Annotated in this window: 11 protein-coding genes; 7 read left to right on the top strand and 4 right to left on the bottom strand. The window is 40.8% G+C overall.

The genetic code is table 11. The features are described from left to right. The first annotated feature begins 173 nt into the window (after positions 1-173). From upp to AN213_RS12960, 5 genes are all read left to right on the top strand, one after another. On the top strand, positions 174-803 hold the full coding sequence (gene upp, locus AN213_RS12940; protein WP_054562437.1) for a uracil phosphoribosyltransferase: 630 nt from the start codon (positions 174-176) through the stop codon (positions 801-803). A 9-nt stretch (positions 804-812) separates the two neighbouring features. Further along, positions 813-2,051: a uracil-xanthine permease family protein gene (locus tag AN213_RS12945; protein ID WP_054562436.1), complete on the top strand. Its 1,239-nt coding sequence runs from the start codon at positions 813-815 to the stop codon at positions 2,049-2,051. Positions 2,052-2,189: 138 nt separating this feature from the next. Continuing rightward, positions 2,190-3,932, top strand: coding sequence for an HAD-IIB family hydrolase (locus AN213_RS12950; RefSeq protein WP_055198798.1), 1,743 nt, complete (start codon positions 2,190-2,192; stop codon positions 3,930-3,932). Further along, positions 3,925-5,145, top strand: a complete 1,221-nt coding sequence (locus AN213_RS12955; RefSeq protein WP_054562434.1) for a hypothetical protein — start codon at positions 3,925-3,927, stop codon at positions 5,143-5,145. The genes AN213_RS12950 and AN213_RS12955 overlap by 8 nt, the downstream gene beginning before the upstream one ends. Before the next feature lie 12 nt (positions 5,146-5,157). Next, positions 5,158-6,927 carry a sugar phosphorylase gene (locus AN213_RS12960; protein WP_054562433.1) on the top strand — a complete coding sequence of 590 codons (1,770 nt, stop codon included), beginning with the start codon at positions 5,158-5,160 and terminating at the stop codon, positions 6,925-6,927. 12 nt (positions 6,928-6,939) lie between these two features. Here AN213_RS12960 and AN213_RS12965 read toward each other — a convergent pair whose 3' ends face one another. Both AN213_RS12965 and AN213_RS12970 read right to left on the bottom strand, forming a co-directional pair. Continuing rightward, entirely contained in the window at positions 6,940-7,983 is a 1,044-nt protein-coding gene (locus AN213_RS12965) for an ABC transporter substrate-binding protein (RefSeq protein ID WP_055198799.1), read from the bottom strand. Between the two features lie 146 nt (positions 7,984-8,129). After that, positions 8,130-10,976 (bottom strand): TonB-dependent receptor domain-containing protein, encoded by a 2,847-nt coding sequence (locus AN213_RS12970; RefSeq protein WP_055198800.1) that lies wholly within the window; start codon positions 10,974-10,976, stop codon positions 8,130-8,132. A gap of 346 nt (positions 10,977-11,322) precedes the next feature. Here AN213_RS12970 and AN213_RS12975 point away from each other — a divergent pair, with 346 nt between their 5' ends. Then, the gene (locus AN213_RS12975; RefSeq protein ID WP_054562427.1) at positions 11,323-11,709 is read left to right on the top strand and encodes a cytochrome b562; all 387 of its coding nucleotides are present in this window, start codon (positions 11,323-11,325) and stop codon (positions 11,707-11,709) included. 51 nt (positions 11,710-11,760) lie between these two features. Here AN213_RS12975 and ykgO read toward each other — a convergent pair whose 3' ends face one another. Next, positions 11,761-11,898 (bottom strand): type B 50S ribosomal protein L36, encoded by a 138-nt coding sequence (ykgO, locus tag AN213_RS12980; protein WP_054562426.1) that lies wholly within the window; start codon positions 11,896-11,898, stop codon positions 11,761-11,763. Between the two features lie 18 nt (positions 11,899-11,916). Continuing rightward, the gene (locus AN213_RS12985; protein WP_054562425.1) at positions 11,917-12,168 is read right to left on the bottom strand and encodes a type B 50S ribosomal protein L31; all 252 of its coding nucleotides are present in this window, start codon (positions 12,166-12,168) and stop codon (positions 11,917-11,919) included. A 249-nt stretch (positions 12,169-12,417) separates the two neighbouring features. Between AN213_RS12985 and AN213_RS12990 the strand changes: the two genes are divergently transcribed. After that, a complete protein-coding gene (locus tag AN213_RS12990; RefSeq protein ID WP_408002938.1) occupies positions 12,418-12,645 on the top strand; it encodes a hypothetical protein in 228 nt (75 codons plus the stop codon). Positions 12,646-12,681 lie beyond the last annotated feature (36 nt).

Consider the following 12,681-nt stretch of genomic DNA (forward strand, 5'->3'; position numbering starts at 1 on the left):
ATAAAATGTTAAATATTGCCGGTGCGTGTTGTTGCAAAAAAATTAATATTTGCAACTGTTAGTATGATTTTAGACCAATTCAAAGAATTAATGCGGTGAACATGCATTTTTTGCAGTCGAGAAGACTATTTTGCGCTAAAATAGGCGTAATTTATCTCATTTAGGTTCTACTTATGTCTATCCATGTAATTACTCATCCGTTAGTTCAACACAAACTTGGCCTTATGCGTGCAGAAGGTATTAGTACTAAGAGTTTTCGTGAGCTGTCGTCTGAAGTAGGTACTTTGCTTACTTACGAAGCAACAAAAAACCTCCCATTAGAAAGTGTTCAAATCACAGGGTGGGATGGTTCAACATTAGATGTAGAACATATCAAAGGTAAAAAAATTACTGTTGTGCCTATTCTTCGTGCCGGCCTTGGTATGATGGATGGCGTAATGCAGTTATTACCTGCTGCAAAAGTAAGTGTTGTTGGTCTTCAGCGTAACGAAGAAACATTGGAGCCAGTGCCTTATTTTGAAAAACTGGTTGGTAAAATTGATGAGCGCTTAAGCCTTGTTATTGACCCAATGCTTGCAACCGGTGGTTCAATGATTGCAACTATCGACATGCTTAAAAAAGCAGGTTGTAAAGATATTAAAGTGATTGTATTAGTGGCAGCACCAGAGGGCGTAGAAAAAACCCTTGCAGCCCACCCAGATGTTGAAATTTTCACAGCATCTTTAGACAGTCACTTAAACGAAAAAGGATATATCATTCCAGGCTTAGGAGATGCCGGTGACAAGATTTTTGGCACAGTGTAAGGCGCTCACGTGGAAAATCATCAAACATTTTCGTTAAAAACCATTCTAACTGGCGCGCAAATGCTGTTTGTCGCATTTGGCGCACTGGTACTTGTGCCATTACTGACAGGCCTTGATCCCAATGTGGCTTTATTTACTGCAGGTTTAGGAACTTTACTGTTTCATGTGGTTACCAAAGGCCAAGTTCCCATCTTTTTAGCATCGTCTTTTGCTTTCATCGCACCTATTATCGCCTCAGTGCAAATGTGGGGTATTCCCGCAACTATGGGCGGTTTAATGGTGGCAGGCTTTTGCTATTTTGCGCTTAGCTTGATAGTAAAATTTAAAGGCGTGAATGCGCTGCATAAAGTGTTACCGCCTGTGGTTGTTGGCCCAGTGATTATGGTAATAGGTTTAGCCTTAGCACCTGTCGCTGTGAATATGGCTATGGGTAAAGCAGGGGATGGCAGTGCACAATTAGTTCCTTATGAGCAAGCCATTTGGGTGTCTGGTTTATCATTACTGGTTACGCTGATTTTTGCGGTATGGGGTAAAGGTGTATTTAAACTTATTCCTATTCTTGCTGGTGTGGTAGCAGGTTACCTTGCTTCGTTATTTATAGGTATTGTTGAATTTAATGCGGTCACCGAAGCAAACTGGTTTGCGGTACCTGCATTTACTTATCCTGAGTTTAAATGGCAGGCTATTTTATTTATGGTGCCTGTGGCCATTGCGCCAGCAATTGAACATATTGGCGACATGATGGCTATTAGCCAAGTAACAGGTAAAGACTATTTAAAGAAACCGGGTTTACACCGCACTTTACTGGGAGATGGCTTAGCAACCTCTGCGGCATCGGTTTTTGGTGGTCCACCGAATACAACGTACTCTGAGGTAACGGGGGCGGTAATGCTTACACGTAACTTCAACCCTCGTGTGATGCTTTGGACCGCAATCATCGCTATTGTGCTTGCGTTTGTGGCAAAAATGGGCGCGGGTTTACAAACTATTCCGGTTCCTGTGATGGGCGGCATCATGATTTTACTATTTGGCTCAATCGCCGTTGTTGGTTTAAATACCTTAGTTAAATCAGGTGAAGATCTTACCGCGCCTCGCAACTTGACTATCATCGCACTGATTTTAGTGTTTGGTATTGGTGGCATGCATATCGGTGGTGATGAGTTTAGTTTGCAAGGTGTGAGCTTATGCGCAATTTTGGGGATTATCTTAAATGCTGTTCTCCCCAAAGCAGTGCAACAAGCTGATTAGAACTTAAAAACTGCTTGAATATTGCACCAAAAAAGCGCATTAAATATGCGCTTTTTTTGTAACCATTTAAAAAATAAGGAATTATAAAACTGGTCTACTAACTGCATTTATCTCTATGTCATACTGGTAGGAGCGATTATGCAAGAGGCAAATGTTGTGGATATTACCCCGTTTTTAGCGAAGCATCAGTTACCACTCAAGTATCAATACTTAAGTGAGCATTTTTTTATACCCCTCGCGCACGATATCTTAAGCGCAAAAATGACCGGCCAACCTATGCTGGTGGCGATTAACGGCTGCCAAGGGTCAGGTAAAACGACCCTTGCTGATTTCTTAGTGACCTGGGTTAATAGCAATACCGAATTTAATAGCGTGTCATTATCAATCGATGACTTTTATTTAAGTCGTGATGCACGCAATGAGCTTGCTAAAGATGTTCATCCTTTGTTTGCGAGTCGTGGTGTACCAGGTACGCATGATACGCAATTAATGGAACAAACCTTATCAGCTTTGTTGGCAGGTAACGTGGGTGTGCCATTACCTCAATTTGATAAACTAACTGATGAACCGGTGCCAAAAGACCAGTGGTCTAGTAATCAAAAGCCGATTGATATCGTGTTTTTTGAAGGCTGGTGTGTAGCCAGTACTCCTCAGCAGCCTTATCAACTGCAAGCTCCGGTAAATGAATTAGAGCAACTAGAAGATGCCGACGGCATTTGGCGTCGCTGCGTAAATAGTTGCTTAGCGAATGAATATCAAAATGTATTCGCAATGGCCGATTACACCATTATGTTAAAAGCGCCTTCATTTGAAGATGTGTATGCGTGGCGCTTAGAGCAAGAGCATAAACTAATTGCCAAAAAAGGCCAGGGGCAGGGCACGTTTGATGAAGTGAGTTTAAAGCGTTTTATCTCTCATTTTGAGCGTATTACGCGGGAAAATTTAGCCACTCTTGCGCACAGCGTGGATGCGTTACTATTGCTCGATACTGAGCGTGATATCACCAAGATGGAACTTCTCGCTGACCAGATTGCTCAGCCACTTATTTTTACTGACTTAGACGGCACATTGCTCGATCACGATAGTTACGAATGTGAGGTGATCAAACCATTTTTGGCAAAGTTGAATGATACCGGTGTCAATGTGATTTTTAACACCAGCAAAACCTTTGCTGAAGTCACTGATATTCAAAAAGGTTTGGATCATCACCAGCCCTTTATTGTGGAAAATGGTGCGGCTGTTTATATCCCGAAAGACTATTTCAAAGTAAAGCCGATTGGCTGTGATGAATATAAAGGTTATTGGCGCTTTGCCATGACGCAAAGTACCGATAAATTGCATGAAGATCTTAAACAATATGCAAGCCAATTTAGTCATTGTGTACGCTTATTTAGCCAATTTAGTGCACAAGAAATAGCCGAGTTAACAGGACTCCCCGTCGATAAAAGTGAATTGGCGCTACAAAGACAGTACTCAGATCCGGTTTGTTTTTCGGGCAGTGATGAAGAAAAGCAGGGCTTGATAGATGCAATGAGCCAAGCAGGCTACGAAGTGCTTGTTGGCGGGCGTTTTATCCATTTAACCAAAGGTAACAATAAAGGACTTGCACAAAAGTGGCTGTTAAATCAGTTCAAAAAAGCCTATCGCAATCCATTTACTGTGATAGCGCTTGGCGACAGTCAAAACGATGTAGCCATGCTAAAAGCGGCCGACACCGCTATTTTAATCAATAACCCTGGCAGCCAAGTACAATCACAAATATTACAAAAAGCATGGCAGCTCAGCGAAAAACCAGCCCCAGCAGGTTGGGTTCAAGAAGTTTCTGCGTTAACTATCATCAAAGCGCGTTTTGCAGCAAAACAGGAGCAATCTCATGGCTGATTTTTATCAAAATGGCATTATCACGACCTTACACAATATTGCTGACCGCCCAGTAGAAGAACTAGAAAAAGAGTTGTTGGGCTTTTCAAAACAACGCCCAATGGGCCTGATTTTGCCTTCGCTTTACAGTGAGTTAGAAGGACCCGCTCTGCAAAATATTATTGCTGAGCTGAAACATGTGCCTTATTTATCGCAAATTACCATAGGCCTAGATCGCGCTGATGAAAGCCAATATCGCCATGCACTGCAGTTTTTTGCGGAGCTTGATCAGCCTCATAAGGTACTTTGGAATGATGGCCCGCGTTTACAAGCTCTTGATAAAGAACTACAAAAATTGGGCGTTGCGCCACGAGAACTAGGTAAAGGTCGCAATGTTTGGTATTGCATGGGCTATAAGTTGGCAACCTCAAAAGTAGAGTCAATTGCACTGCATGACTGTGATATTTTGACTTACGACAGAGCGCTATTAGCACGTTTAATTTACCCTGTTGCTCATCCTCGTTTTAACTATGAATTTTGTAAAGGGTTTTACCCGCGAACCGCTGAGGGCAAAATTAATGGTCGCGTGTCACGTTTGCTAGTAACGCCGTTATTGCGTTCATTCAAAACAATATTAGGCAGCAACGATTATTTAGAATATATGGATTCGTTTCGTTACCCGCTAGCGGGTGAGTTTTCATTCCGTCGCGATGTACTTAATGATATTCGTATTCCAAGTGACTGGGGCTTAGAAATTGGCGTGCTATCAGAGATGTATCGTAATTACTCGCATAACCGTTTATGTCAGGTAGATATTGCTGATAACTATGATCACAAACACCAAGACTTATCGCTAGAAAACCAAGCGGCGGGCTTGTCGAAAATGTCGATTGATATCACCAAAGCTTTATTTAGGAAGCTGGCTACCCAAGGGGTGACTTTTACGACAGAAACGATTCGCTCATTAAAGGCAACCTATTACCGTATTGCACTCGATTTTATTGAGACTTATCACAACGATGCGTTAATGAATGGCTTAACACTTGATATTCATCATGAAGAAAAAGCCGTTGAAATGTTTGCTCAAAATATTATGAATGCAGGTCAGCACTTTTTAGAAAATCCAATGGAAGCACCCTTTGTGCCGAGTTGGAATCGAGTAGCTTCGGCAATGCCAGAGGTGTTTGCTCGCTTAGAAGAAGCCGTAGAGCTTGATAACAAAGAATATATTTAACGGGGAAGGCACGTGACTTTAGAGCTTTTGCAACAAAGGGTTATTCAGCATTTAAGCTGCATCTACGGCGAGGTTGAGCTATCAACAACGCTTGAACAACTCGCAGATAGATTAATCGATACCATGTTAGGTGATGATCCTGTTCGAGACCCAACGCCGCATAAAAACCGTTGGGATGAGCAAGATATGATTTTAATTGCCTATGGTGATTCGATTATTCGTCATGCTAATACGGATGAAGCCGTTGCTAAGCCTGAAGAGCCGCCTTTGCAAACGTTACATCGCTTTGTAAAAAACCAATGCTTACCTGAACTTAATGCACTGCACATCTTGCCGTTTTACCCATATAGCTCAGATGAAGGCTTCGCGGTAATGAATTATGTGCAAGTGAATGAAGCGTTAGGTAGTTGGCAACATATCCGTGATATTTCAGCGGATGTTAGGTTGATGGCAGATTTGGTGATCAACCATTGCTCTAGCCGCAGCGTTTGGTTTGAAAACTTTATTCAGGGCAAAGAGCCGGGAAAAGGGTATTTTAAAACGGCAAGCCAGAGTGATGACCTTGTGCAAGTTGTTCGCCCGAGAACATCACCCCTTTTACAGGCGGTTGAAACTAAAGACGGTTTGCAACATGTGTGGTGTACCTTTAGTCATGACCAAGTCGACTTTGATTTTGCTAACCCAGATGTACTCAATGAATTTGTCAGCATTATTCGTCATTATTTAGATAACGGTGTGCGTATATTTCGCCTTGATGCGGTGGCTTTTTTATGGAAAAAACTCAATACCCGCTGCATTAACCTGCCTGAGACGCACGAAGTGATCAGGCTGCTTCGCACCCTTATTGAGCATTTTGAGCCTAATGTGATTATTATCACAGAAACTAATATCCCGAACCGCGAAAACCTATCGTACTTTGGTAATGCCAACGAAGCGCATTGTATTTACAACTTTTCATTACCACCGCTGTTATTACATACCTTACTCAGTGGCGACAGTACCGCATTAAAACATTGGATGATGAGTATGCCACCTCCTCAAGAAGGGACGGCATACTTTAACTTTATAGCTTCACATGATGGTATTGGCTTGCGCCCCGTTGAAGGCTTGTTGGAGCAAAGTGAAATTGCCGAAATGGTCAATACTACGGCTAAATATGGTGGTAAAGTCTCATTACGTACCGCCCCAGATGGCACCAATACACCTTATGAGTTAAACATTGCCTTATTTGATGCGTTGCAAGGTACCCATAAAGGCCCAGATAAATGGGGTGTTGCACGCTTTTTATGTGCGCATGCCATTATGTTTGCGCTTGAAGGTATTCCAGGTTTGTATATTCATAGCTTACTCGGTACCACCAATGATTATGAACGCTTTGAAAACAGCCAACATAACCGAGCGATTAACCGACACCGCTGGCAAGAGTCAGATTTACTAGCAAAGCTGAGTAATGAAAATGCCCATCATCGTACTGTGTTTAAAGCGATGAAAAACCTAATGGCTATTCGTAAGGCGCAAAGTGCATTTCACCCTAATGCGACGCAATATACGTTACATTTAAGCGAAGGGCTCTTTGGTTTTTGGCGACAAAGTATCAACCGTTCGCAAAGTATGTTTTGTGTTTATAACATTAGTGACGAGCCGCAAACGCTTACGCTTGCCGACTTAAATTTGATTGGTACCGAGCAATGGCGAGATTTAATTAGCGGTGAGCAAATTACTGAGCAAACACAAACAATGTCGCTAACCCCATATCAAGCAGTTTGGCTCAGTAATAAATAATGTAAATGCCCTTTACAGTTTGCTATTGGTTGCCTCTAAAAGAAGTGATTCAACACTGAAGGGAAGGGCATTTTTATTCGCATTACTGAAAACGCGAAAGTTAATTGCTAAGTTATCACTGTGAATTTGTTCAACTAGCTTAAGCGTTTGTTCGCTATGTTGGCTGAAAATGGCCACTTCATGATGCATAGTTCCGGTTGCGTAATTATTGAGTAGATCATGAACATTTACTATAGCTAAAGCTCCTAGTGTGACATGACCGCCGATAGTGACGTCTATTTTTTCTGCCACAACTCTGAGTGGCCAATTTATTGCGCCAACCAATACATCTTTGCGTTTATTTAACTCATCAAGCGCAGCAATCGCCCCTAATGCCATGGCATCATTGGCAGCCCAAACCATATTGATGTTAGATTGATGGCTAAAGTAGCCAAGACTCTGGCGATACGCTTGTGTTGCTGACCAGTTGGCAACTGTTTTAGCGGTGATATTAGCATTATCATGCGTTTGAACACTTTGCTCTAAACCTTGCTCTCTATTAAGTGCTGCATGGGTGGTGTAATCACCATTAATCGCGAGAATATTTGCCGTGTGCTGAGCTTTTTCAATCAGTTTTTCAGCTAATAATTGACCCGCTTGTTTGTTATCGGGCACAACGCTACCTGCGATATTAATACCATGATCAATCAAACGGTTTAGTTCTTGTTCTGATGGGCGGTTAAGTAAAAAATAGATGGGCGTAGAGATGTGCTTTAAGCTTAAAAGTTGTTGGGTAAGCACACTTTTCTCATCAACTAAAATCAGCATATCTGGCTTTGCTTTAATCGCATTAGCCACTAATGACTTCATTTCAATATGATTTCGGTTGGCATAATGAATCGTTAAATCGAGATCAAAGTCTTTGGAAGCGTCCCGCATCAACTGCGATACTTCAAACCAAAAAGGGCCTGTGACATTGGTATCAGCATGACCTGGATTTATAAAAATAATACTTTGCTTGGCAAAAACACTCGGTAAGCAAAATAGACAGATAATGAAAAATACCGTTTTGAGCATAGTCTTATTAAGTTAAAAGGCCGATAGGGTAGAGTATAGCGTGAATTGTCAGGTTTTAAGTAAATGATTGGAATAGGATAGTTTTTATATCTGATAGAAAAAGGGCTGCACAAAAGTGCAGCCCCAAGAGAATCAAATTTTAACGATTAGAAATCGTAAGATAGTCTTAAGTAGCCGAAACGACCGATGTTGTCGTAACTTGCACTACCTGAACCTGTGCCTCTTGTACCGAATGGAAGCTCTCGGTTAAAGATGTTATCAACACCTACTTTCACACCAAAGCCGCTTTCGAAGTTATAACCAACGGTTGCGTCAGAAATAACATAGCTACCAAACTTCATTAAGCTGTTTGGATTCGGGTTATCTTCTAATTCTTGGTCTGTGTAAAGGCTTACTTCATCTAGGTAACGTGTATCAAAGGTTGCAAAGAAACCATCACGCTTATAAGAGATAGTTAAGTTAGCTTGCCATTTAGCTTCACCCGTTGTACCTGCGTACTCGATGTAATCTTCAGGTTCGTCTTGGAATGGGAACTCTTTACGTTCAATTAGGTAAGTACCAATTAAGCGTGTAGAGAAGTTGCCTTCTAGAGCATCAAAGTCATAACCTAACTCAAAGTCAACACCTGATACTTCTTGTCCAGAAACGTTTAATACCGAGTTTTGGATAAGTGTAATTTCATGTGAGCTGCTATCACGTGTGATTAGATTACAGTATTGGTTATTAATACCGCCTTCAGCGTCAACACAACGGTCAAGAATTTCTTGAGAAGCAATCGTTGTAATTGCGTCTTCTAATTCAATTTTCCAATAGTCGATTGTAACAACTGAGTTTTCTAGGAATGATGGCTGGTAAACTAAACCAATTGTAGTACTGGTTGACTCTTCACCTTTAACATCTTTGTTACCGCTTACTAAACCTTCAAGCGTTTGTGAATCGTAATCTGATTCAAAACCAGCAGGAACACCTAATGCTGCACAGTTTGCACGGCGAACTTCTGAGTTTTGTAAATCATCTAGGTTATCTGCTAAACAAGGGTCATCAACGTTGTAGAATGTTTGGCTCGCTGCACCGAAAATTTCGCCAATGTTTGGCGCACGTAGTGCTTCAGATTGTGTTGCACGAACACGTAATTGATCGTTCACAGTCCAATCTAAACCAACTTTCCAGCTTGTTGCATCGCCAATAGTGCTATAGTCAGCATAACGTACCGCTGTATCTAGTACTAAGTCTTGAACAAGTGGCAAGTCAGCTAGTAGCGGGATTGATGCTTCAAAGTAAATCTCGTTTACATCAAAATCACCTTTGTCTTCACCAAGTGCGTTAAAGAACGTTCCTACTGCGTTATCAGGCTCTTTAGTTTCACTTTCTTCTTTACGGTATTCAACACCGGCAGCAAAACCAACATAGCCTGCTGGTAATTCATAAATTGCTGAGTTTGCAAGTGATGCTGTTACTACTGTTTGAGTAATTTCAGAAGTACCTGTTGATACTGTATTAATGTAATCAATCGCTTCTTGACTTGGTGCGCCAAAGCCCATGATGTTTACTGGTACGCAACCTTCAGCGCGCGCTTCTTCACTACGACAAACAACATTACCTTCGCCATCATCAACTGCGTCAAGAGCATTGTAGTAGTTTGCCATAATCATGTTAGCGCCATTAATACGCTCTAAGTCAGTTTGGCCATGAACAACTGATGCATCTAATTCCCAGTCATTGAATACTGTGCCTCTTAAGCCTGCAACAAAGCGGGTTGTTTCACGTGTGTTGTTTTCAATACGACGACCTAAATCTGTCATCATACGGTTAACCATGATTGAGCTAACACCTTCTTGTTCCATTAGATCTTTAACGCTTGAGTCAAGGTATGGGTTGTCAATCTTGATGCTGTTATTAGGGTTAAAGAAGAAAAATGCTGGCTGGCCAATGCTTTCGCCTTCGCTGTTTACATATTTTGCTTCGAAGTACGCATTCATATCGTCTGCAACGTCATAGTTTACTTTAAAGTTTACGTTGTAGCGCTCAAACTCTGGCTGAATTTCATTGAATTGAGCAAGGTTAAATGAATCACAGTCAGCACATGCAAGACCATCTACTCGGTCACCTATATAAATGTCACGAAGGCTGCCATCTGGGTTGAATGAGTTAACATAGCCATTGCTTGATGCAAAAACACCTGCATTATTAATCGCATAATAGCCAGCATTTGGTGTGTAAATTTTATCAGGGAAATTTGGATCGTCTTTGTTCTCTTCATTTTGAGCTGGGTTACGCAAGCTAAAGAAAGAGCCATCAGTCCACGGGTGATCAAGCGCATTTAATGTATTTTGGCCTGAGTATTCAACAGCAAAGGCAACATTACCGCGGTCATTATCAAAGTTTGTACCGTATGAAAACGTTGCTTTTTCGTTTTTGTAATCACTTAGTTCAGAGGCACCTTTGGTAACACTAACACTTAAGCCTTCGATATTCTTTTTAAGAATAAAGTTAACTACGCCTGTTACAGCATCGGCACCGTATACAGCTGATGCACCACCGGTGATAATTTCAACACGCTCTACCCAAACACTTGGAATTGTATTGGTGTCAACTGATTGAGTACCAGCAGAACTTGAAACATGGCGTTTGCCATCGACAAGAACAAGTGTACGAGCTGTGCCCATATTACGCAAATCAAGAATGTTAAGGCCCGCAGTACCGATAAAACGGCCTGAGTTTGATAGTGAATAAGTATTACCAAGTGCTGGTAATTTATTTAGTGCCTCACCAATATTAACCGCGCCAGTATTAACTAAGTCTTCACCGCTTATCACTGTAACTGGAGCAGGGGCAATAGCACCTTCACGTAAAATGCGTGACCCTGTTACTTCGATACGGTCAATTGATTTTGCGCCTTCTTCTTCAGCAGCTAACGATTGGCTAGAAATGGCAAGTGCCGATGAGCATAGAGCAAGCTTTATGCTAGCACCTAAATAATTATTTTTTATCATTGTTTCACCTGTTACTTTATTGTTTTATCCCTGAGTTGGGGTGTTAACTAAGTGTTCTAATTGTTAACGTGATGCACTTTATCATTGTTCCTATTTTATGCAAATAAAAACTTCGTAGCAATTTGTAGTATAAATAAGCTTTTCTATTACAATATCTTATGAATTTATATGGTTTTAAGTTAGTGCTGTCACCATTTATTATTGATGTAATATAAATGATAATTATTGTTCTTTGATGCGCTTTCTAGATAGTACTATTTTAGTGAAAATTAAGAGAAGCTCATGTATTAGGCCAGTGACATTTTTCGGTTTATAATGGCGACAAGGTTTTACACATGAGTATCTTATGAAATTAATTCTTGTCATTTTTTTGCTGTTTTTTTCTAGTTTGAGTGCCGCCTCCGATATTGACCTTGAGGCCAATATGAAAAACATGGGGCTTGCTTATAAAAACTCAGTGCGAGCAACTGATTTAGCTACCTTTAATACCGCTATCGATGAATTTATTGAGTTGTTAGAGACTGCCAAAACAGCTGATTTTAAACAGCATAAAACGGCGTCTTTAGAAGGGCTTGATAAAGTTATAAATCAAGCAAAGCAAGCTAAGCAACTTGCAACGACCCGTGGCCTTGAAGCTGCAAAAGCGCCGCTTAAATCTATTGATGAGCTACGTAAGAAATACCATGAGCTACATGAGCCGCCAGGTTTTTGGGAGTTGTTATTTGGTAAGTAAGTTATTGAGTTAAAATTACTTTAATTTAAAAAAGGTGCCTAGGCACCTTTTTTAACGCTTTTTCTTTTTACCTTGAACAGCTTTAAAGCGCGGATTGTCTTTATTAATAACATAGACACGACCTTTACGCTTTACGGTTTGGCAGCCCGGGCGGTTCTTCGCGCTTTTTAATGAACTTAATACTTTCATGTTCTTTCCTTATAGCAACTATTTGCTAGCTAAGTTTTTGAAACGACGATTAAACGCAGCAACACGGCCATCGCTTGCAACGGCTTTTTGCTTACCGGTATAAAACGGGTGTGAATCGCTTGATACGTCAATTGGCACATAAGGGTAGGTTCTTCCCTCAAGTTCAATCGTGCGCGAAGTTTTGATTGTCGAACCAATAATAAAATAGCTGTCTGCCGCTGTATCATGAAACGCGACTTGCTGGTAATCAGGGTGGATATTTGGCTTCATAATGCACCTATTTGTTATGTGATAATGTAGCAATTGTAGGGTGGTTGACTGTTTGGGTCAAGATAAAAATGATTCTTATTTATATTGGTTTGTCTTAATTTTGTACAAGCTGAGCAATCAATAAGCAGTTAGATTTAAAAAGCTGGATATTGTCGATAAGGCTGTTATAACTAGGTATGCGTGCTTATTTTAAAGAGGGATATGGAAGTGAATGATAAAACTAGCCGTGAAGAACTAGATCAAAATGTAATGAACACGCTTCGCGATAAAGACCATTCTGTTTTAGCTAGTCATGTAGACACCTTGTCGTGTACTCACAACGATATTATTGAGTTGTTGGCACAGTATTTAGCACTGAGTGAACAAGATGATGATGAGCGTTTCGATACCTGGTTTGATAATCTAAGTAAAGAGCAACACACCGTTGTGAAGACTTTCGAAGTGTATCGTGGTCAGTACGAGCATTTAGATTCTTAATACTTGATCATGTTGTTTTTACATTAAAAAAGCCAC

It is taken from the genome of Pseudoalteromonas sp. P1-8 (genome assembly GCF_001399985.1).
GTDB lineage: Bacteria > Pseudomonadota > Gammaproteobacteria > Enterobacterales > Alteromonadaceae > Pseudoalteromonas.